The 20,634-nt window shown below is 64.7% G+C and carries 21 protein-coding genes and 1 tRNA gene; 6 read left to right on the top strand and 16 right to left on the bottom strand.

Features of this window, described 5'->3' with window-relative positions:
- Nucleotides 1–2: 2 nt before the first annotated feature.
- Nucleotides 3–152: a hypothetical protein gene (locus GcLGCM259_RS15220; protein WP_175419311.1), complete on the bottom strand. Its 150-nt coding sequence runs from the start codon at nucleotides 150–152 to the stop codon at nucleotides 3–5.
- A 114-nt stretch (nucleotides 153–266) separates the two neighbouring features.
- Between GcLGCM259_RS15220 and GcLGCM259_RS03335 the strand changes: the two genes are divergently transcribed.
- Together GcLGCM259_RS03335 and nhaA are read left to right on the top strand one after the other, a co-directional pair.
- Nucleotides 267–761: a DUF2505 domain-containing protein gene (locus GcLGCM259_RS03335; protein WP_138925760.1), complete on the top strand. Its 495-nt coding sequence runs from the start codon at nucleotides 267–269 to the stop codon at nucleotides 759–761.
- A 158-nt stretch (nucleotides 762–919) separates the two neighbouring features.
- Nucleotides 920–2,251 carry a Na+/H+ antiporter NhaA gene (nhaA, locus tag GcLGCM259_RS03330; protein WP_138175349.1) on the top strand — a complete coding sequence of 444 codons (1,332 nt, stop codon included), beginning with the start codon at nucleotides 920–922 and terminating at the stop codon, nucleotides 2,249–2,251.
- Between the two features lie 137 nt (nucleotides 2,252–2,388).
- Here the strand turns inward: nhaA and sufU are convergent, their stop codons facing one another.
- The 4 genes from sufU to GcLGCM259_RS03310 all read right to left on the bottom strand — a co-directional run bounded on the left by sufU (nucleotide 2,389) and on the right by GcLGCM259_RS03310 (nucleotide 5,374).
- Nucleotides 2,389–2,844: a Fe-S cluster assembly sulfur transfer protein SufU gene (sufU, locus tag GcLGCM259_RS03325; RefSeq protein WP_138925759.1), complete on the bottom strand. Its 456-nt coding sequence runs from the start codon at nucleotides 2,842–2,844 to the stop codon at nucleotides 2,389–2,391.
- Nucleotides 2,845–4,143 (bottom strand): SufS family cysteine desulfurase, encoded by a 1,299-nt coding sequence (locus tag GcLGCM259_RS03320; RefSeq protein WP_138925758.1) that lies wholly within the window; start codon nucleotides 4,141–4,143, stop codon nucleotides 2,845–2,847.
- A gap of 335 nt (nucleotides 4,144–4,478) precedes the next feature.
- Nucleotides 4,479–5,060 (bottom strand): aminoacyl-tRNA hydrolase, encoded by a 582-nt coding sequence (gene pth / locus GcLGCM259_RS03315; protein WP_138925757.1) that lies wholly within the window; start codon nucleotides 5,058–5,060, stop codon nucleotides 4,479–4,481.
- Between the two features lie 29 nt (nucleotides 5,061–5,089).
- Nucleotides 5,090–5,374 carry a 50S ribosomal protein L25 gene (locus GcLGCM259_RS03310; protein WP_138175357.1) on the bottom strand — a complete coding sequence of 95 codons (285 nt, stop codon included), beginning with the start codon at nucleotides 5,372–5,374 and terminating at the stop codon, nucleotides 5,090–5,092.
- A gap of 340 nt (nucleotides 5,375–5,714) precedes the next feature.
- On the opposite strand from GcLGCM259_RS03310, the gene GcLGCM259_RS03305 reads away from it, so the two are divergent.
- Nucleotides 5,715–6,125, top strand: a complete 411-nt coding sequence (locus GcLGCM259_RS03305; protein WP_246049735.1) for a DUF1801 domain-containing protein — start codon at nucleotides 5,715–5,717, stop codon at nucleotides 6,123–6,125.
- Between the two features lie 87 nt (nucleotides 6,126–6,212).
- Here GcLGCM259_RS03305 and GcLGCM259_RS03300 read toward each other — a convergent pair whose 3' ends face one another.
- The 3 genes from GcLGCM259_RS03300 to GcLGCM259_RS03290 form a co-directional block, all read right to left on the bottom strand.
- Nucleotides 6,213–7,193 carry a ribose-phosphate diphosphokinase gene (locus GcLGCM259_RS03300; RefSeq protein WP_138175361.1) on the bottom strand — a complete coding sequence of 327 codons (981 nt, stop codon included), beginning with the start codon at nucleotides 7,191–7,193 and terminating at the stop codon, nucleotides 6,213–6,215.
- A gap of 70 nt (nucleotides 7,194–7,263) precedes the next feature.
- Nucleotides 7,264–8,715 carry a bifunctional UDP-N-acetylglucosamine diphosphorylase/glucosamine-1-phosphate N-acetyltransferase GlmU gene (gene glmU, locus GcLGCM259_RS03295; RefSeq protein WP_138925755.1) on the bottom strand — a complete coding sequence of 484 codons (1,452 nt, stop codon included), beginning with the start codon at nucleotides 8,713–8,715 and terminating at the stop codon, nucleotides 7,264–7,266.
- A 123-nt stretch (nucleotides 8,716–8,838) separates the two neighbouring features.
- Nucleotides 8,839–8,910 (bottom strand) — tRNA-Gln (locus GcLGCM259_RS03290).
- Nucleotides 8,911–9,216: 306 nt separating this feature from the next.
- On the opposite strand from GcLGCM259_RS03290, the gene GcLGCM259_RS03285 reads away from it, so the two are divergent.
- A complete protein-coding gene (locus GcLGCM259_RS03285) occupies nucleotides 9,217–11,004 on the top strand; it encodes an ABC-F family ATP-binding cassette domain-containing protein (RefSeq protein WP_138925754.1) in 1,788 nt (595 codons plus the stop codon).
- Between the two features lie 31 nt (nucleotides 11,005–11,035).
- Here GcLGCM259_RS03285 and GcLGCM259_RS03280 read toward each other — a convergent pair whose 3' ends face one another.
- Nucleotides 11,036–11,737 carry a class I SAM-dependent methyltransferase gene (locus GcLGCM259_RS03280; protein ID WP_054820611.1) on the bottom strand — a complete coding sequence of 234 codons (702 nt, stop codon included), beginning with the start codon at nucleotides 11,735–11,737 and terminating at the stop codon, nucleotides 11,036–11,038.
- A 345-nt stretch (nucleotides 11,738–12,082) separates the two neighbouring features.
- On the opposite strand from GcLGCM259_RS03280, the gene GcLGCM259_RS03275 reads away from it, so the two are divergent.
- Nucleotides 12,083–12,796: a PIG-L deacetylase family protein gene (locus GcLGCM259_RS03275; RefSeq protein WP_138175369.1), complete on the top strand. Its 714-nt coding sequence runs from the start codon at nucleotides 12,083–12,085 to the stop codon at nucleotides 12,794–12,796.
- 126 nt (nucleotides 12,797–12,922) lie between these two features.
- Nucleotides 12,923–13,981, top strand: coding sequence for a MalY/PatB family protein (locus tag GcLGCM259_RS03270; protein WP_175419310.1), 1,059 nt, complete (start codon nucleotides 12,923–12,925; stop codon nucleotides 13,979–13,981).
- Between the two features lie 35 nt (nucleotides 13,982–14,016).
- Here the strand turns inward: GcLGCM259_RS03270 and GcLGCM259_RS03265 are convergent, their stop codons facing one another.
- From GcLGCM259_RS03265 to GcLGCM259_RS03240, 7 genes are all read right to left on the bottom strand, one after another.
- Entirely contained in the window at nucleotides 14,017–14,295 is a 279-nt protein-coding gene (locus GcLGCM259_RS03265; RefSeq protein ID WP_054820608.1) for a hypothetical protein, read from the bottom strand.
- A gap of 226 nt (nucleotides 14,296–14,521) precedes the next feature.
- A complete protein-coding gene (locus GcLGCM259_RS03260) occupies nucleotides 14,522–15,892 on the bottom strand; it encodes an NAD(P)/FAD-dependent oxidoreductase (protein WP_138925752.1) in 1,371 nt (456 codons plus the stop codon).
- Nucleotides 15,893–16,013: 121 nt separating this feature from the next.
- Nucleotides 16,014–16,178 carry a hypothetical protein gene (locus GcLGCM259_RS15215; RefSeq protein WP_175419309.1) on the bottom strand — a complete coding sequence of 55 codons (165 nt, stop codon included), beginning with the start codon at nucleotides 16,176–16,178 and terminating at the stop codon, nucleotides 16,014–16,016.
- Between the two features lie 88 nt (nucleotides 16,179–16,266).
- Nucleotides 16,267–17,205, bottom strand: a complete 939-nt coding sequence (locus tag GcLGCM259_RS03255) for a 4-(cytidine 5'-diphospho)-2-C-methyl-D-erythritol kinase (protein ID WP_138175375.1) — start codon at nucleotides 17,203–17,205, stop codon at nucleotides 16,267–16,269.
- A complete protein-coding gene (gene rsmA, locus GcLGCM259_RS03250; RefSeq protein WP_138925751.1) occupies nucleotides 17,202–18,083 on the bottom strand; it encodes a 16S rRNA (adenine(1518)-N(6)/adenine(1519)-N(6))-dimethyltransferase RsmA in 882 nt (293 codons plus the stop codon). The genes GcLGCM259_RS03255 and rsmA overlap by 4 nt, the downstream gene beginning before the upstream one ends.
- Nucleotides 18,084–18,202: 119 nt before the next feature.
- On the bottom strand, nucleotides 18,203–19,372 hold the full coding sequence (locus GcLGCM259_RS03245) for a resuscitation-promoting factor (protein WP_175419472.1): 1,170 nt from the start codon (nucleotides 19,370–19,372) through the stop codon (nucleotides 18,203–18,205).
- A 264-nt stretch (nucleotides 19,373–19,636) separates the two neighbouring features.
- A complete protein-coding gene (locus GcLGCM259_RS03240; protein WP_246049733.1) occupies nucleotides 19,637–20,593 on the bottom strand; it encodes a TatD family hydrolase in 957 nt (318 codons plus the stop codon).
- Nucleotides 20,594–20,634: the final 41 nt, after the last annotated feature.

The following is a 20,634-nucleotide window of genomic DNA, read 5'->3' as shown; positions in this document are numbered from 1 at the left end:
AGTCAACGGTCCTCTCGCGGCAATTCTGGGTGGGGCATCTCGACGCTGGGCATGTCGGGGGCGGACATGTCGGTGACGGGCATGCGCGCAGCACGACGGGCGGCCTTCGGGGTTCCGGGGGCCGCGCAACAGATCAGATGGTGTTTCGCCATGCCCTCCTAGCCTACCCAACCGGTGCTGGCCGGTAGGCTAGATTGTGATCGATTCACCGGGAACATTAACCGGTGGGTACCCGCAGCGAATAACAAAGGATTGGCAACGCATCCATGGCACTGAACGCTAGCACCCAGATTCCCCACCCGGTTTCCGACATTATCGCCACGCTGACGAACCGCGAGTTCGCCGAGCACCTGACCACCCTGGCCAAGGGAACCCTGACCGACTTCTCCGTCCAGGGCGACACCGCTGGCGCTTTTACCCTGATCACCGTGCGCGCGTTGCCCACCGATCGGGTGCCGGACATGGCCAAGAAGTTCGTTGGCTCCTCCGTGGAAGTCACTCAGACCGAGAAGTGGGGCGCCCCGGATGCCTCGGGCAGCCGCACCGCCACGGTGGACATCTCGGTGGGCGGGGTGCCGGTGAGCGTCAGTGGCTCGGAGGCGTTGGACGCGAACGCCGCGGGCACCAATTTCGCCATTGAGGCAAAAGTCTCCTCCTCCATTCCGTTCATTGGCGGCAAGATCGCTTCGGCGGCCGAGCCGTACCTGGGCAAGGCCCTGAACATGCAGGCAGCCCAGGTCAACGCCTGGTTGTCGAAGTAAGTCCGTTCTTCCCGCCAGCCCAAGGCCCGGTGACCACGACGTCGGTGGACGCCGGGCTTTGCTTGTGAGCTGCGGCTCAAATCGATACTGTTGTCTTTGGTGTGCCGGGAAGTCTGGTCGGCGGAAAATGTTCATCCAAGTAGTAAGCGAGACCCTTCATGCCCCAAACACCCTCGCCAGGACAGCACCGCCTGTTCTCCCGCCCGAGCTATCCCGAATTCATCCGCATCGGCAAGATCCTGCGCAAGGAAACCGTCGGCGGGATGCTGCTGATCGCCGGTGCGGTTCTGGCCCTGATCTGGGCCAACACCCCCTGGAGCGATTCATACTTCGCGTTGCGCGACTTCCACTTCGGGCCCGAGATCTTCGGCGTGAACCTGGATCTGTCCCTCGGGCACTGGGCGGCCGATGCCTTGCTGGCCATCTTCTTCTTCCTCACCGGGTTGGAGCTGAAGAAGGAATTCGTGATCGGCGACCTGCGGCGTTTCAAGACCGCCGTTGTGCCGGTGACGGCCGCGTTTGGCGGTGTACTGGTCCCGGCCCTGTTCTACACGATCATCAACTTCTCCGCCGGTGAGGAAACCCTGCGCGGCTGGGCGATTCCCACCGCCACCGATATTGCGTTCGCGGTCGCGGTGCTGGCCGTCATCGGTTCGGCCCTGCCCACCGCGCTGCGCATCTTCCTGCTGACCCTGGCCGTGGTCGATGACTTGATCGCGATCGTGATCATCGCGTTTGTCTTCACCGACGAGCTGAAGCTGAATTACCTGGGCCTGGCCCTGATCCCGATTGCCGCGTTTACCATCCTGGCCTACGCCTTCGGCAAGCTCTTCGCTAACCATGCTTGGGCGGCTTGGCTGCTGTTGCTGCCATTGGGCGTACTGACCTGGATTTTCGTTTTCGGTTCGGGGATCCACGCCACCATTGCCGGCGTGGTGCTGGGCTTCTGCGTACCGGTCAAGCGCCGCCACCCGGGGCGCGGACGGGGACTGGCCCAAGAGTTCGAGCACCGCTTCCGGCCACTGTCCAGTGGGTTCGCGATCCCGGTGTTCGCCTTCTTCTCCGCCGGCGTCTCGGTGGTGGGCATGGAATCGGCCGGCGAACTGTTCCTGGATCCGGTGTTCTGGGGCATTGTCATCGGTCTGGTGGTCGGCAAGCCGATCGGCATCATGGGTTCGACCTGGGTGCTGACCAAGTTCACCAAGGCTTCCCTGGATGAGGACACCAAGTGGGGCGACCTGCTGGGCGTGACGCTGCTGGCCGGCATCGGCTTCACCGTCTCGCTGCTGGTCTCCGAGCTGTCCTTCGGCCTGCAGTCCCCGCACTACGAGCACGCGAAGGTGGCCATCCTTACCGGATCGTTTGTCGCCGCGATCCTCGGCGCACTGTGGCTGGTGCCGCGTAACCGCCGCTACCGGGTCATCCACGAACGTGAAACCCGGGACGAAAACAAGGACGGGATCCCGGACGTCTACCAGCAGGACAGCTGATTTGCTCACGCCTCCTGCGGGCGTGAGCCCGGTACGGCAAGTATCCTGATGAACACGTCAGCCCTTGGAAACCAGTGGTTTCCAAGGGCTGACGTGTTTCTCCGGGAACCGCGCCGTTGCTACGACCTGCCGGCGTGCTATTGGCCGTTGGCGGCCAGCAGGGCGGCCTCTGCGGCCACCCACGAAAGCATGGCGCATTTGACCCGTGCCGGGAACTTGGAGACCCCGACAAAGGCGGCCGCATCCTCCAGGGCCTCCTCATCGGGGGTGGCGGTTCCGCGGGAGCGCATCATCTCACGGAAGAGCCCCAGGCGCTCCATGAATTCATCACGGCTCAGCCCGGTGGCCAGCTCGGTGAGCACCGAGGCCGAGGCCATGGAAATCGAGCACCCTTCCCCTTCCCAGCTGATGGTCTGCAGGCCCCCGTCCTCGCCCAGTTCGACACGGACCTTGATCTGGTCCCCGCAGATGGGATTGTGCTGATGGGATTCGCCGTGCCGGTGGCCCTGGCCGGGCTGCTGCAACGGGGATCCGGTGCGCGTCTTGGCGTGGTCCAGGATGACCTGTTGGTAGAGCTGATCGAGGTCGTTCACTTAGACTCCAAAATACTTTCGAACCGAGCCGACGGCTTCGATGAGCCGGGCGATGTCTTCTTCGGTGTTGTACAAATAGGTGCTGGCGCGGGTGGTGGCGGTGACGCCCAGGGCCCGGTGCAGCGGCTGGGCGCAATGGTGGCCCACCCGTACCGCAATGCCCCGCGAGTCCAAGTACTGGCCCACGTCGTGCGGATGCACGCCGGTGACTTCAAATGGGACTGTGCCGATGCGCGGGGCATCGGTGGGACCGAAGACCCGCACGCCTTCAAGGTTCGCCAGGCCCTGCAGCAGCAGCCCTCCCAGGCGCTCTTCCCATTCGGCGATGCGCTGCATGCCGATTTCGTCCAGGTAGCTGGCCGCGGTGGCCAGGCCGTGGGCCTGGGAGACCCGCTGGGTTCCGGCCTCAAAGCGCTGGGGCGAGGGCAGGTATTCGGCGTGTTCCATGTCCACCAGGGTGATCATGGATCCACCGGTGAGGAACGGGGGCATCGCGTCGAGCAGTTCGGCCCGGCCGTAGAGGGCCCCGATGCCTGTGGGGCCGAGCATCTTGTGCCCGGAGAAGGCCATGAAGTCCACGTCCAGGTTCTTCACGTTCACCGGCAGGTGTGGAACCGATTGGCAGCCGTCGAGCACCGTCAGGGCCCCTACCCGGCGGGCGGCCTGCACGAACTTCGGTACGTCGATCACGGTGCCCAGCACGTTTGAGACGTGGGTGAAGGCGACCACCTTGGTGCGTTCGGTGACCAGCTCGTCCAACAGGTCGTAGCGCAGCACCCCCTGGTCACTGACCGGGACGTAGCGCAGCGTGGCGCCGGTGCGGAAGGCCAGCTCCTGCCACGGGATCAGATTCGCGTGGTGTTCCAGTTCGGTGACCAGGATCTCGTCGCCCGGGCCAAAGGCGAAGCGGCGGGCCTCCGCTCCCCCGCGGCCCAGAGAGGCGTTGGAGAAGGAGTAGGTCAGCAGGTTCAACGCCTCGGTGGCATTCGAGGTCCACACCAGCTCGTTTGGTGCCGCCCCAATGAAGGAGGCGACCGTCGCACGGGCGTTTTCGAAGACGTCGGTGGCCTCCACAGCCAGGCTGTGCGCACCACGGTGCACCGCCGCGTTGGCGGTTTCGTAGAAATGCTGCTCGGCCTCATAGACGCAGCGCGGTTTTTGGCTGGTGGCCCCGGAGTCCAGGTAGACCAACTCGTGGCCAGAGACCGGTTGATCGAGAATCTGGAAGTCTGCCTTGATCCGCGCGACTTCCTGACTCGTCAATGGCTGCTGCAGGGTCGAAGTGGTGCTACTTGCCAAATGCACGTGTCCCTCCGGTGGTGGTGGTGGCCTCTCCCCGCGCAATGATTAGGGAAAGCGAACATGGGCTAATTATTCCACCTCATCCGCGAACTGACACCTAAGCCGGTCCTTAGTTAGCGACCGCTGCCTGTTAACGCGAAGACGCCGACAACTGACTCTTGGGGGAGTTAGGCCGTACTTGGGGGAGGCCTGTCAGCTGTCGGCGACTTCATCGGCCTCTCAACCGAAGCCGAATGAGAGAATATAGCCATACTTTTTGGCGCACAACTGGACTATTACTGCTTAGTAGATTGCTTGCGCGTACTCTTAGCAAATGGGGTTGACTAGGTATTTTAGGAGCCGTGGATTTTTAGTTGTGTGCGTTCCAGGCCCTGGGTAATCAGGCTTTCCACCGCGTCGGCCGCACGGTCCAAATGCAGCGGCAGGCTGGCGCGTTCGGTCTTGGAAAAGTCGCGCAGCACCCAGTCCGCGGTCTCCATGCGGCCAGGTGGACGACCGACGCCAACCCGCACGCGCAGGTAGTCTTTGGTGCCCAGCGCCTTGGAGATATCCCGCAGGCCGTTGTGTCCGCCCTCTCCCCCGCCCTGCTTGAGCTTGATCTGCTCGAAGGGGATGTCGACCTCGTCGTGCACGACGATCACGTGGTCGGGGCTGACGGAGAAGAACTTCGCCAGTTTGCCCACCGGTTGACCCGATAGGTTCATATAGGTGCCGGGCTTGGCCAGCACGAGGCGTGGCCCGCCGATTCCCATGCGGCCCTGGATGATTTGGGCGCGTGAAGGATGGGATTTGAACTTGCCGCCCACGCGGGAGGCCAGTTCGTCGAGCACCATGTGCCCGACATTGTGTCTATTGCCAGCGTAGCCGGGCCCGGGATTCCCGAGCCCGGCTACCAGCCAGGTCTCATCACTCATGATGATCAGCTATGGGTCTGCTGCGTTGCTTAGGCGGCAACCATCAGGTCGATGTGATCGATGTTGCGGCTCAGCGCGTTGATCTGCAGCTCCTTGACGGTGGTCTTGACTTCCTTGCCATCCACGTTCAGGACCAGCTCAACGGAGCGGTCGCGGACGGCCAGGGTGGTTTCCTGGGCCGGCAGCAGCACGTGCAGCGGCTGGGAGCTTGCGCCGTAGACCACGGCAGGGATCTTGGCATCGCGGCGGGCACGGCGGGCAGCGCCCTTGCCGAAGTCTTCGCGGACGATGGCGTCGAGGTTTACAGAGCTCATGGTGTTCTCCTTCGGTTGTTCAATGCTTCGTTGTCGCCCTCGCGTGGACCAGGGAAGCATCGGCACAAAGCCCACCGAAGTGGTTCTCACCGAGCGTTTCCGGCCTTGTCGATAACGGTCCCGGCTCTTGACAGCCGGTCCCCTCGCCTGGGCACAGTCAATAATTCTAGCAGTGCCTGCGCGCTGGATGAAAACCTGTTGCCGGAAACACACGGCGGGAAGCCCGCCAAGTCGGTGGGCCAGCGCTCCGGCACCGTCCAAAGGGTGCGCGTCATCGCATAGGATGGCGAACAATCAGCTGTTTTTTGGAAGGACGATCATGGCAGGCAAGGAACCGGCAATGTCACCCTCGGATCTGCCCGTCGGGCCGGTTCTGGATCGCGCCAGCGGTCCACGCCGCGCTGAGGCCGAGCAGCTGCTGGAGCTGTTCGGACAGATCAGTGGGCAGGAACCGGTGGTGTGGGCCGGACGCATTATCGGCTTCGGGCAGTACGAGTACCGGTACGCCACCGGCCATGGTGGGCAGGCCCCGTTGCTGGCCTTTGCCCCGGGCGCGAGCCGGCACACCATCTACCTGGTCAGCGACTTTGCCCAGCGGTGGCCGCAGCTGCTGGAACGACTGGGCAAATACAGGGCGAGCAAGGCGTGCCTGTATTTGACCCGGCTTGAGGGTGTGGACCAGGCGGCGCTGCGCGAACTGCTGGAAGCTTCCCTCGCCGCAACCCTGGCCGACCCCTTTGCGGTGAACTGAGCCGGGCCGCCGGGCACCTTCCCAAAGACCGCTGGCCGGCACCCCGGGAGCGGGGGCCGGCCAGCGGTCGTGGAAGTGCAGCTGCGCTTAGGCGCGGCCGTCGAACAGGTTGGTCACCGAACCGTCCTTGAACACTTCGCTGATGGCGCGGGCCAGCAGCGGAGCGATGGACAGCACGGTCAGGTTCTCGAAGCGCTTTTCCTCCGGGATCGGCAGCGTGTTGGTCACAACGACCTCACGGGCACCGCATTCGGCCAGACGCTGGGAGGCCGGCTCGGAGAACACGGCGTGGGTGGCGGCGATGATGACGTCCTTCGCGCCGGCTTCCTTCAGCACGCGCACCGCCCCGGCGATCGTGCCGCCGGTGTCGATCATGTCGTCAATCAACACCGCGGTGCGGCCCTTGACCTGGCCGACCACGGTCTTGGACTCGGCCTGGTTCGGCATGGTCAGATCGCGGGACTTGTGCACGAACGCCAGCGGGGCGCCGCCCAGGCGTTCGGCCCACTGCTCTGCCACGCGCACGCGTCCGGTGTCCGGGGAAACCACGGTGATCTTGTCATCCTCGACGATGTCGCGGATGTAGTCGGCCAGCAGCGGGAAAGCGAAGAGGTGGTCAACCGGACCGTCGAAGAAGCCCTGGATCTGCGCGGTGTGCAGGTCGCAGGAGATGATGCGGTCCGCGCCGGCGGCCTTGAACAGGTCGGCCACCAGGCGGGCCGAGATCGGCTCACGGCCGCGGCCCTTCTTGTCCTGGCGGGCGTAGGGGTAGAACGGGGCGACCACGGTGATGCGCTGGGCGCTGGCCCGCTTCATCGAGTCGATCATGATCAGCTGTTCCATCAGCCAGTTGTTCAGCGGTGCCGGATAGGACTGCATCAAAAAGACGTCCTTGCCGCGCACCGACTCGTCCGAGCGAACGTAGATCTCACCATTGGCGAAATCGTAGGCGTTCAACGGAAGCAGTTCGGTGTCCAGTGCCTTCGCCACTTCTTCCGCAAGCTGCGGGTGGGCGCGGCCGGTCGCCAAGACCAGCTTCTTGTCGACGTTATGGCTAATTTCACTCATGGGTTTGCTTTCTCGCTCGCTTCGCTATCACGTAGAGGTGGTTTCTGAGGAAATTCCGGGGGATGCCTGGCTACTCGATGTCCGAGGTGTCCAGGGCCGCCTTGAAGGCAGCGTCTGCCGAGGCGCTGCCCGGGCGCTTGGCCAGGGTCCACCCTTCGGAGTTGCGCTGCGGAGCCACGGACAGTGCCAGGGCACCGGCCGGGACGTTCTTGCGGACGACGGCTCCGGCACCGGTGTACGCGCCGTCCCCGATTTCGACCGGGGCCACGAACACGGTGTTCGAGCTGGTGCGCACGTGCGAACCGATCTTGGTCCGGTGCTTCTTCACGCCGTCGTAGTTTGCGGTGATGTTGCCACACCCGATGTTGGTGTACTCACCGATTTCAGCGTCCCCGGCGTAGCCGAGGTGCGAGAGTTTGGAGCCGCGCCCGATGCTGACGTTCTTCGTCTCATAGAAGGCGCCGATCTTTCCGTCCGAGCCGAGCTCGGTGCCGGGGCGCAGGTAGGTGAACGGGCCGACGGTGGCCCCTTCCCCGATGCGCGAGTCGGTGGCGTCGGTGCGCTTGACGGTGGCGTTCTGGCCGACGACCACGTTGGTCAAGGTGGTGTCCGGGCCGATCACCGCGCCGGTGCCGATCATGGTGTTGCCGTGCAGCTGGGTGCCGGGCTTGATGGTCACGTCCTGGCTGAGCACCACGGTGGTGTCGATCCAGGTGGTGGAGGGGTCGATGATGGTCACGCCCTGGCGCATCCAGTGCTCGCACAGCCGCTCGTTGAGCACCTGGCCCAGGCGCTGGACCTGGACGCGGTCGTTGGCGCCCTCGATCTGCCAGCGGTCCGAAATCTGGGCGGTGGCCACCCGGCCGCCGCGGTTGCGGGCGATGGCCAGCACGTCGGTCAGGTACATTTCGCCCTGCGCGTTCTCGGTGGTCACTTCCTGCAGCGCGCTGGTGAGCATGGCGGCGTCGAACGCGTAGATGCCGGAATTGATTTCCTTCACCGCCAGTTCCTCGGCGGTCGCATCCTTTTGTTCACGAATCGCGGTGACATCCCCCTGCGCGTCGCGCAGGATTCGGCCGTAGCCGGTGGGGTCATCCAGTTCGGTGGTCAGCACGGTGACCGCGTTGCCCTGGGCTTCGTGGACGGCAACCAGGTCCTTGAGGACTTCGCTGGTCAGCAGCGGCACATCCCCGTAGGTCACCACGACAGTGCCCTCCAGGTATCCGTCCACGGCCTGCAGTCCCTGCTGCACGGCGCGGCCGGTGCCAGGCACCTCGTCCTGATCCGCGATGGTCAGCTGCGGGAAGTGGTCCAGGATGTGCGCGGCGACCAGATCACGCTGGTGGCGCACCACGGCGACCAGGTTCTTCGGTTCCAGAGCCGCTGCCGCGTGCAATGCATGGACCACCATGGAGCGACCGGCGATCTCATGCATGATTTTGGGTTTCGCCGATTTCATTCGGGTACCGGCGCCTGCGGCGAGGACGATGACAGCTACTGGTGCGTTGACCTGATCGCTCAAGTTGTGTTCTCCTGCGATGTCGTTTCAAGGCTCTCGTGCCTATGTTGAGAAACCCATGGGATAGTCTAGCGCGCGGAATGAACATCGCATGAACGCAGTGGGCAGGGCCATACTGGCCGTGAGTTCCGCCCCTAGGATTCGAACCTAGAATGCACAGCTCCAAAGGCTGGCGTGTTGCCATTACACCAGGGCGGATCGTGCTCCGGCACCGGCTGCCCGGGTCAAGCACAGTTCATTATTCTGCCATGATCACCGCGCGTAGTGAAATCACAAATCGCCGTGCCCCGCACGGGATTCCTGCGTCTTTAAGACGAGGGGAGCACACGCTTCTCCCCTGCCCGAGTTCCCTTGTTCCCAGACCCCCTTCGCCGCTTACGCCCACACGCGCAGATTGGCCATTCCGGCATTCGCCCCATCCGCAGCCTGTGACAAGCGGCACAGTCTCAATCGCGTCATGGAGGTGGTATTCATGGATTTGGTACCGGTTCGTAGACTGGAGACGTGGCACATTTACTCGGGGGCGAAGCCCTGCATCTGGAATATCCCACCCACACCGTCTTTGATTCGGTAACCATCGGCATTTCCGATGGCGACCGCATCGGCGTGGTGGGGCGCAACGGCGACGGCAAGTCCTCGCTGCTGCGCATGCTTGCCGGACGGCTGGAGCCCAACTCGGGCCGGGTCACGCAGCGTTCGGGGCTGCGGGTGGGGGTCCTGGATCAGGCCGACACCCTGGACGAGGCCCTGTCAGTGCGCGAATCGGTCGTGGGCAACCAGGCCGAACACGAATGGGCCTCGGACCCCAAGATCCGCGACATCATCGCCGGGCTGGTCTCCGACCTGGAATGGGAAGCGAAGATATCCACGCTCTCCGGCGGTCAGCGTCGCCGGGTGGCACTGGCCGCGCTGTTGGTCGAGGACTGGGACGTGATCATCCTCGACGAGCCGACCAACCACCTGGATGTGGAGGGTATCGCCTGGCTGGCACAGCACCTGAACCACCGCTGGGCCAAGAACACCGGCGGGCTGATGGTGGTCACGCACGACCGCTGGTTCCTGGATGCGGTGTGCACCACCACCTGGGAAGTGCACGACCAGATCGTCGAGCCCTTCGAGGGCGGCTACGCGGCCTATGTGCTGCAGCGGGTGGAGCGTGACCGGATTGCAGCGGTGACCGAATCCAAGCGCCAGAACATGATGAAGAAGGAACTGGCCTGGCTGCGCCGCGGCGCCCCGGCCCGCACCTCAAAACCAAAGTTCCGCATCGAGGCGGCCAACCAGCTGATCACCGATGTGCCAGAGGTCCGCAACCCGATCGAGCTGAAGAAGATGGCCACCGCCCGGCTCGGCAAGGATGTGGTGGACCTGATCGACACGTCGGTCAGCTTTGACGGCCGGCAAATCCTCAAGCCGTTCACCTGGCGGATCGGTCCGGGCGAACGAACCGGCATCCTAGGCGCCAATGGCGCGGGTAAATCCACCCTGCTGGGCCTGATTGCCGGCACCGTGGAACCCAGCAGCGGGCGAATCAAGCGGGGCAAGACCGTGAAGCTGGCCGTACTGGACCAGCAGTTTCGGGAACTTCAGAAAATTGGCCAGGACAAGGTTCGTGAGGTGCTCTCCCGCTTCAGCACCACTTTTAACGTCGATGGCAAGGATCTGACCCCGGCACAGCTGCTGGAGCGCCTGGGCTTTTCCCGGGCGCACCTGTCCACCAAGGTCGCCGAGCTCTCCGGCGGACAGCGCCGGCGCCTGCAGCTGCTGATGATCCTCATGAACGAACCGAACGTGATGATCCTGGATGAGCCCACCAACGATGTGGATACCGACATGCTCGCCGCCCTGGAAGACCTGCTCGATTCCTGGCCGGGCACCCTGATTGTGGTTTCCCACGACCGCTACCTGTTGGAGCGCGTCACGGATCAGCAGTACGCGATCCTTGAAGGGCACTTCCGCCACGTGCCAGGCGGCGTCGATGAATACCTGCGTTTGCGCGAGGCCCAGGAATCCGGCTCCGGAGCCAAGCCCGAGGCCGGGTCAGCGCAGGTGCCCAAGACCGCTGGCCCCTCGGGTGCCGAGATCCGTGCGGCCCAGAAGGAAATGAACGCCAACGAGCGCAAGGTGGGCCAGCTGAACGAGAAGATCGGCAAGCTGCACGAGAAGATGGCCGCGCACGATCAAAGCGACTATGAGGCCTTGGGAAAGTTCACGGCCGAATTGCGGGAACTGCAGGAGCAGGTCGATGAACTTGAGGAACGCTGGCTGGAACTTTCAGAGATCGTCGGTTGAGCACCGGAGGCGGCTGCTGGCGGCTTTCTCGCTACCCATCGGGACGTAGAACGAAGAAGATGAAACTCAAAAACGCGGTTCGGTCCTTGAACTGAGGCGGAATGATTTCCGCGGGAGCTTCGGGCGAATACCCTGGCTCGCTGAGCACCTCGATTCGAAATCCAGCTTCCGAAAAGGCGTCGGTCATCATGTGCAGCGGGCGGTGCCAGTAAGTGAGCTTCGCGGATTGACCGTCGAAGGTGAGTTCATCGCTGTACCGGGTGAGCTTGAAGTAGTCTTGGCCCGGGCGAGTCCACGGGTAAAGGATTGGGTGATTGACGGATACGATCAACCGCCCATCGGGTCGAAGCACGCGACGAAATTCCCTAAGCGGCGCCACCCAATCTTTCAGGTAATGAAGAACCAGGGATGCCATTACCTCGTCGAATGAGTCATCGGAATAGGAAAGTGGCCGGCTAAGGTCTGCAACCGACAAATCTGCCGCCGAACCGAGCCTGCTGCGGGCGAGGTCGATCATGGCTGCGCTGGCATCGAAGCCAACAACATTGGCGCCCCGATTGCGCAGTTCTTCCATGAGGGGGCCAGATCCGCATCCGGCATCCAGTACCTGATGCCCCTCAACGCCTCCGGCAAGTTCAAGCATGGCCGGTCGCTCGTAGTACGCGTTGAGCAGGCTACCCTGGTTTTCCGTGGAATACGCAGCGGCGAAATGGTCATAGTTGGTTTCTTTCATGATCCCTCCGGGTCGAGCACTTCATGAAACGGTAGCTGGTCAGCCGACAGAGCACTGACCGAACGACGACTTCCACACAGGACGATGGCCAACGCGTTCCTTGCTGTCTTCGGACTAGTCTCAGCAACCTCGGCACGGCTGACACTACCCCAACGGTCCGCAATTCCTGCGTCCCGACGGGCAGCTCGTTAACATGCAGTGCCCCAGAATCGCTGTCCTCCCTCCCTGATGGGCCGCTAAACCAAAGGCCTTGGCCTGGAACCCAAGCAGGACGGCGCCTGTTCTGGCTTCTGGCGATTTTTTTGAAGTATTGGCAAGTCACCGCTTATCGGGAAGAATCGCGGCATGAGCCTAGAACTGTTTGATGAGGACTGGAACCGGGCCCTGGTGCTGATGGCCCACCCCGATGACCCCGAATACGGAACCGCGCTGGCGGTCAATCGCTGGACCGGGCAAGGCAAGGAAGTCAGCTACGTGCTGGCGACCTCCGGCGAGGCAGGCATCGAGGGCATCGCACCGGCACAGTCCGGTCCACTGCGTGAAGCTGAACAACAGCGGGCCATCGGACATGTTGGGGTGCAGAACCTCGAATTCCTCGGAATGCCGGACGGCCGCCTGGAATACGGCCTGCAGATGCGACGCAAATTCGCCCAGAAAATCCGGGCCTACCGTCCCGACGTCGTCATCACCCTAAACTTCGATCGGGCCTTTGGTGGAGTGAACCGCAACTCGGCTGACCATCAGGCGGTCGGCCGGGCAGTGCTGGATTCGGTCTCCGATGCCGCGAACTCCTGGATCTTTCCGGACCTGGAGGAACCGGTCTGGACCGGCGTGCGGATGATCGCGGTATTTGCCGACGAGAGCCCCACCCACTACGTTCCGGTCGGCGAGGCCGATATCACCGCCGCGATCGCTGCGCTGTCTGAGCACCGGGAGTACCTCACCCGGCTGAGTGAAGACCCGATTGAGGAACAGGCACGGGCCCAGGTGGTGGATCGGGTGCTGGGCGGCATCGACCCCGCTGCCGGGGGTGAAGTCGCGTTCCGGGTGTACAACTAGGGACGGGGTGGACTGATGACGGAGCATTGGAAGCAGTGGGACCAACGCAGTGTTCAGTCCCTACGATCGGGCGGGTCCCTGAAGTGGACAGGTTTTCCCGACGCCATGGGCGCCTGGGTGGCGGAGATGGATTTTGGTCTGGCTGCGCCAATCCGCACGGCGCTGGAGGAGTATGCCTCCTCCGAACTGACCGGTTACGCTCCCCCGTGGCTGGAACACGAGCTGGCCCGGGCCACCAATGACTACTATTCGACGAACTTCGGTTGGGCCCCTGGCGTGCAGAACATCGTGCCGATCGGAGACGTGCTGGCCGGGCTGGGCGGCGTGCTGGATTATTTCCTTGATCCCGCGGCGCCGGTGGTGCTGCCCACCCCCGCCTACATGCCGTTCCTGAAGTTCCCGCGTCTGCGCCAGCGGCGGGTCATTGAAGTGTCGATGTTGCGGGATGAGCACGGCTGGCACATGGATCTGGCCGCCATCGACACGGCACTGGCCCCGGCTGGCGGCCTGGTGATTCTGTGCAACCCGCACAACCCCATTGGGAAAATGTACTCGCGCACCGAGCTGGAGGAGCTCTCGGCCATCGTGGCCCGGCACGACGCACGGGTATTTTCCGATGAAATCCACGCGTCCATCAGCTTTGACGGACGGGATCACCTGCCCTACGCCTCGGTTAACTCGGCCGCGGCGCGCCATGCGATCACTGCGACCGCGGCGTCCAAGACCTTCAACATTCCCGGCCTGAAGTGCGCGCAGCTGCTCTTCTCAAATCCGCAAGATCTTGAGCGCTGGCAGGAGTATGGTTTTTTCATCAGCCATGGCGCTTCCCTGCCGGGCATGCGGGCGACCGTGGCGGCCTATGATCATGGTGCTGCCTGGCGCGATGAAGTGCTGCAGTACCTGCAGGGCAACCGTGACCTGCTGGGGCAACTGCTGTCCGAGCAACTGCCGGGCATTGACTGGCTTGCGCCGCAAGGCACCTATCTGGCCTGGCTGAACACCAGCGGGCTCAGCCTGCCGCCCAATGCCCAGCAGTTCATGCTGCAGCAGGCCCAGGTGGCGGTGGTGGACGGTGCGGAGTGCGGTTCCGGCCTGGAGGGTTTTCTCCGCATGAATTTCGCGATGCCCCGTCCGCTGCTGATCCAGACCGTACAGCAGATGGCTGACGCCGTGGCGCGCCGGTAATTCCGGCGCGGGGCGGAGCTGGATTGACAGGGTCGCTACATTCCGTCAACAAGCAGGGTGAGGATGATGGGCATGGGCAGCAGCCCCAGACCCAGGATGGCCGAAGCGGTCGCCCAGGAGTAGTCCCGGCGAGCGAGGCCAAGCAGGCTTCCGACGGACCCGAAGATTGGTGGCAGCAGGAAAACCCAGATCGGGCGTTCCTGGCCGGATCCGGTCCAGTCCACCGACATCAGGGCGACAAGAAGTGCGCCGCCCATCATGACCAGCGTGGGGATTGGATACGGAGTTTGGCGCAAAGCCACGCGCTCTTCCATAGTTCTCCTTAGGCAGGTGTTCGATAGCTTATTACAGGGTTTGCACGGGCCATGATGTCCACTGCAATGGTCGCAAAAAATAACCGATCCCAGAACAATAAATCACTTCAGGTCACAGTACTCGTGATCCTCACAGTTCGCCATCGTTCTTAAGGAGGATAGCGCGAACAAGCTCTCTGCGTTAACTGGGAAGGATCTCAGATGTTCGAATTGCGGATTGAACAGCTCAAGATTTGCCGGTGATGAGATCGGCGATCCGGGCAATCGGCGAGGTGCGTTCACGTCCGGCGGCCTCAGACCGGTCGGCGGCATGATAGGCCGCATATAGTGAGGTGGTGGCGAGCCAGCGCAGCGGCTCGGGTTCCCATCGGCGGGCCTGGCGATCCACCCAGGGCAGGTGCACCAGCTCGCTGTCGCGTCCCAGGATCAAGTCGGCCAGGGTCCGTCCGGCCAAATTGGTGGCGCTCACCCCCGTACCCACGTATCCCCCGGCCCAGGCCAGCCCGGTGTCCCGGTCCAGGCCCACCGTTGCCGCCCAGTCCCGGGGCACGCCCAGCACCCCGGACCACGCGTGCTCGATGCGTGCCTGGCTGGTGACGGGAAAGAAGCGGTGCAGGATGCCGCTCAATGCCGCGACGGTCGATGACGCGGTGCGCCCATCAAGGTCGGTGCGGGACCCATATTTGTAGGGCACCCCGCGGCCTCCGATGGCGATCCGGTCATCGGCGGTGCGCTGGGCGTACATGTACACGTGCGCGTAGTCCCCCAACACCTCCCCCTTGGACCAGTTCAGCTCATCCCACACCGCTGGCGGCAGCGGCTCGGTCACAATCATTGAAGAGTTCATCGGCAGCCACAGCCGGCGCAGCCCGGGCAGGGCGGCGGTGAACCCCTCGGTGGCCCGCACGATGTGTTCGGCTGCGACGCTGCCGTGGCTGGTGTGCAGCAGGTGGGGCAGGATCTCGGTGACCCGGGTGTCTTCGTAGATCTCCACCCCGAGCCGTTCCACCGCCGCGGCCAGTCCGGTCACCAGCTTTGCCGGATGGATCCGCGCCGCATGCGGGTGCCACAGTGCCGCCCGGGTTCCGGCAATGTTGATCCGGGCGCGGGCCTCTGCGGCCTGCAGCAGCTGCACGTCGGTGTGCGCCCAGCTGCGCTCGGACGCAAAATCCGCGCGCAGCCGGGCTTCCTGGGCCGGGGTGTAGGCGACTTGGAATTCCCCGCCGCGCTGAATGTCGGCGTCGATCCCCTCGGCCCGGCAGACGTCGATGACCTCATCCACGCTGCGGTTCATGGCCTGCTGGAACGCCTCGGCGCCACTGCGACCAAAGCGGGCCACGTGGCGTTGCCGACCGCCGGTGATGGAGTTGGTCAGCCACCCTCCGTTCCGTCCCGAGGCCCCGTAGCCGACGTGGCGTTGTTCAAGCACCACCACGCGCAGCAGCGGCTGCAGCTTTTTCAGGTAGTAGGCGCTCCACAGGCCGGTGAATCCGCCGCCGACGATGGCCACGTCGGTGGACAGGTACCCGGGCAGCGCCGGACGCGGCTGGGGGCTGCCCAGTTGTTCCCACCAGTGTGAAACCTGCCCGTTGATCATCTAACGCACCGCCCCGTTGCAACCTCGGGCCGGCGAAGACGGGCCCACTTGCAGCTAAGCGTAGGCGGGCGACACCTTCCTGGCAATGGCCGCGTTCCGCCGCCTGAACGGCGCAAGGAATTCAGTATTCGCCACGCCGCTGGCCCGTGGGCGGCGCCTGATTCCAAACCAGCAGGGCACCGGCGGCGGGGAAGAGCAGCAACGCCGGCAGCCATTGAAAGACGGCCAACAGTGCCAGGGCGATCAGCAGCAGCGTCAGAGCCGCGTTGCGGGGCCAGACCTGCATCAGATCCCATCCTCCTGATCCGCCCCCACGGGGGTTGGGTGTTCGCGCAAGCCTACCGGGGAAGGGCGGGGATGGGAAGGGCGGGAGGCTACTGGCTGTGGACGATCCGCGCCCCGGGCGCGGGGGCCTGCACGGCCAGGGTGGCGACCCCGACCTCATCGCCCAGCTGGGCCATGACTTCGCGGGCGTGCTCGGCGTCGCGCACCAGCAGCGCCAGGGTGGGTCCGGAGCCGGAAACCATGGCCCGCAGCGCCCCGGCCCCCTCGGCCAGGTCGCGCACGGTGCCCAGTTCGGGGGCCAGCGCCAGCGAGGCCTGGGTCAAATCGTTGACCAGGGTGTCGGCCAGCGCCTGCGCGTCGGGTTCCATCAGGGCCTTGATGACCTGCGGGTCCACTTCGGTGGGCACCGGGATCGATTGCCCGGCGCGCAGCCGGTCCAGCATGGCGTAGACCCGTGGGGTGGACAGCCCGTAGCTGGCCGGGATCAGCACCCAGTCGGTGCGCGCCCGGGTCAGCAGCGGGGCCAGCTGGTCCCCCACGCCCAGTCCGATGGCGGCCCCGCCCATCAGCGCAAAGGGCACATCGGCGCCCAGCCGGGCGCCGAGCCGGCCCAGTTCCTCACGGTCCAGCCCGGTGCCCCACAGTTCGTTGCAGGCCACCAGGGTGGCGGCGGCGTCGGCGGAGCCGCCGCCCATGCCCCCGGCGATCGGCACCCGTTTGAGGATCTCCAGATCGGCCCCCAGGTTCACCCCGGCGTGTTCGCGCAGCAGCTGTGCGGCCTGGTGGACCAGGTTGCCCGGGCCCAGCGGGAAGGTTTCGGGTTCGTCGACCACCGTGGAGGCCTCATCCAGGCGCAGGTGTAGTTCGCCGTCTTGGCGCAGGGTTGCGCGGATCTCCTCGAACAGGGAGACCGCCACGTAGAGGCTGGCCACGTCGTGGTACCCGTCCTCACGCGGCGGGCCGACCCGGAAGTAGCAGTTGATCTTGCCCGGGGCGTGGGCGATCACGAAGTTCTTGGGTTCGTTCATGGGGTTTCATCCGCTGCGTCGGTGACTTCTGCGGCGGCGCGGGCGATGGCGATGAACCCGTCGATGTCCAGCTTCTCGCCGCGTTCGCGCGGGTCGATCCCGGCACGGTTGAGGATCGCTTCGGCCCGGGCCCCGGAGCCGGCCCACCCGGACAGGGCGGCGCGCAGCGTCTTGCGGCGCTGGGCGAAGGCGGCGTCGATGACGGCGAAGACCTCGGTGCGCGGCGGGGCGTCGCCGCGCTTCGCGTCCCGGGTGAAGGAGACCAGCCCGGAGTGGATTTTGGGGGCCGGCCAGAACACGTTCATGCCGATGACCCCGGCCTTGCGCATGGTGCCGTACCAGGCGCCCTTGACGGAGGGCACCCCGTAGATCTTGCTGCCCGGGACGGCGCTCATCCGGTCGGCCACCTCATCCTGGACCATGACCAGGCCGTGGCGGATGGAGGGGAAGTGCTCCAGCAGGTGCAGCACGACCGGCACGGCCACGTTGTAGGGCAGGTTGGCCACCAGCGCGGTGGGCTCATTGGGCAGTTCGGTGACCTTCAGTGCGTCGCTGAGGATCACGGTGAGATCCGCTTCGCGTCCAGGACGGAACTCGGCGACGGTTTCGGGCAGCCGTCGGGCCAGCGGCGGGTCAATTTCCACTGCCACCACCTTCGCGGCGGCGTCCAGGATGCCCAGGGTCAGCGAGCCGAGGCCGGGTCCGACCTCCAGCACCGTCTGGCCGGGGTCAAGGTCCGCGGCGGCGACGATGCGCCGGATTGTGTTCCCGTCGATCACGAAATTCTGGCCCAGGGTTTTGGTGGGACGGATGCCCAGTTCATCGGCCAGGCGTCGGATCTCGGTGGCTCCCAGGAGCGGCAGGGGTTCTTCAGGCATCACGCCTCCAATACTAGTTCAGCGCCCGGCCCGCATTCAGCCCCGCCGCGGCGCCCCATAGAACAGCGACGCGACCGCCCGGTGGGGTGGTCGCGTCGCTGTGGGGGAAATTCGTGGTTCTAGAGCAGGCCGAGCTTGCGGGCACAGGCCGGCCAGTGGCCCCAACCGCCGCTGGCGCGCAGCTTCTCCGCTGCTGCCACCTGCTCCTGCGGGGTGGCCTGGTGCGGCAGCGGTGCGTACTTGGTGCCGCCCACGGCACGCCAGGAGGAGGCGGAGAACTGCAGGCCGCCGTAGTAGCCGTTGCCGGTGTTGATCGACCAGTTGCCGCCGGATTCGCACTTGGCCAGGGCCGACCAGGCGCCGGAGACGCTCTTGGGGGTGGCGGTCTTCTTCTTGGACTCGCTCTTGGATTCGGCCGGCTTCTTGGTGCCGACCTTGATGACCTTGGCGACCGGTTCCTTGGTGACCTTGGACTTCAGGACTTCTTCCTCGCCCTTCGTGCCGTTGCGGGTTTCCTGGCGCAGGGTCAGCTCGCGCTCGCCCTTTTCGCCCTTGGTCTTGACCTTGGTCTTGCCCTTCTGAAGCTTGGAGTCCTTGACTTCCTCGGTGTCGAAGGCGATGTCGCGGGTTTCTTCCCAGGTCCTGACCTCGACCTGGATCACGTCGACGTCCATCTTGTCGCTGATCTCGGTGCCCGGCTTGGCGTCCTTGGTGGTCTCGCCGTCGGCCTTCAGGTTGATCTCGTCGTTCTCATCCAGCTTCACGCCCTCGGCGTCCAGCAGTTCGGCGACGCTCTGCGCGGTGGTTTCCACCTGCTGCCGCTTGTCCTTGCCGACCTTCAGGTTCACGACCTTCGGGGTGATGATTTCGATGCTTTCGCTCAGTGACATCAGGGCGATGTCATCGGAGAGGGACACTTCGGCGCCCTTTTCCAGTTCCAGCTGCTTGACCACGTCGGCCACGGTCATCCCGGTGGTGTGCACGACCCGGTCGGTGCCGTCCACCGAGACCTGCACCGACTTGTTGCGCTTGACCTTAACGGTCTGCTCGTCATCCAGCGAGGAATCCAGCGCCGGGAAGACCTCGTCGCGTTCCCCCAGGGCGATGTCCTGCTGGGCGAGCAGATCCTCGACGGTGGCGGCGCGGGTGTTCAGCACCTGCTGGTCCCCGTCGATGGCCAGGGTTACGGACTTCTGCCCGGCAATGTAGAAGACGGCGCCGGCGATGATGACGGCGACCGCTACGGCCTGGGCCAGGAACTTGACCGAGCGTTTCTTGAGCAAGTGCATCACAGTGAATGGTTCCCCATCGGTTGTGGGCGCCGGTTCCCGGTGCGTGAGGCCCGGGCGGGCCCAGTGACCCGTGGGTCACCAATACGTACATACAATTTCCATGCGTCGTGCCGCTGCCACCCCGTACGGGGCTTTGCGGCGCTGTCGCGGCGTCGCTGTGGGGGCGGTTCCAGCCGCTCCCGGCGCGAGACACTTGTAGTACCGTAACCGAATTGTAATAATCAGGCAAGCGTGAATGGCGCACGACACACTTGGCCGGGCTTAGAATGCGCCGTACACCTCCAGGGTGTTCGCCATGACCTGCGAGCACAGCTGCTCCAGGTCCGCACCCCGGTGTCCGGCCATGAAGCGCAGCGTGTAGGGGATCATGTAGCTGGCGTTGGGCCGGCCCCGGTAGGGGTGCGGGGTCAGGAACGGGGCGTCGGTTTCCACCAGGATCAGCCGGGGGTCGGCCAGGGCCAGGGCGTCCTGGATGCCGGTGGAGTTCTTGAAGCTCACGGTTCCGGCGAAGGACATGTACCAGCCGTTTTCGTTGCAGATGCGCGCCAGCTGCGCATCCCCGGAGAAGCAGTGGAAGACCACCTTGGGCGGCAGCGGCTCATCACGCAGCACGCGCACCACGTCCTGGTGGGCGTCGCGGTCGTGGATCTGCAGGGCCTTGCCGTGGCGGCGGGCGATCTCGATGTGGCGGCGGAATGATTCCTCCTGCACCGGCCGGCCCTCGGGCCCGGTACGGAAGTAATCCAGGCCGGTTTCCCCCACGGCCCGCACCCGCTCCTGTCCGGCCAGCTCGTCGATCCGCTCGATCGCCGCGTCCAGCTGTCCGCGTTCGGCCAGCCGGGCCGCATCATTGGGGTGGATGGCCACGGCGGCCAGCACGGCTGGGTTTTGCTGGGCGGCGCGAACCGCGAATTCCGAGGAGGGCACATCGCAGCCGACCTGGATCAGCCCGGCGACTCCCACCTGGGCGGCGGCCTGCACCGCCTGCTCCACGCTCACGTTCAGCTTCCCGTCCCGGAAGTCCAGATGGGTGTGGTTGTCGATGACCGGCAGCGGCAGGGGTTCGGGGGCCTCGGGGTAGATCAGGTTCCGCTTGCTTCCGTCCTTCTCCTGCGTGGTCGAACGGCTGCGTTCGGCGTCATCCGCCGCGCCCTCCTGCTCGCGGGGGCGGTAGGCCTCCGGAATTGCCTGATAGTTGATCTGCTTGCCTCGCCCCACCGTGTTCCCTTCACTTCTCCTTGCGGTGCCCGGCACTGGTG

It is taken from the genome of Glutamicibacter creatinolyticus (assembly GCF_006094275.1).
Classification (GTDB): domain Bacteria; phylum Actinomycetota; class Actinomycetes; order Actinomycetales; family Micrococcaceae; genus Glutamicibacter; species Glutamicibacter creatinolyticus.
This window is presented reverse-complemented; position numbering and strand designations above follow the sequence as displayed.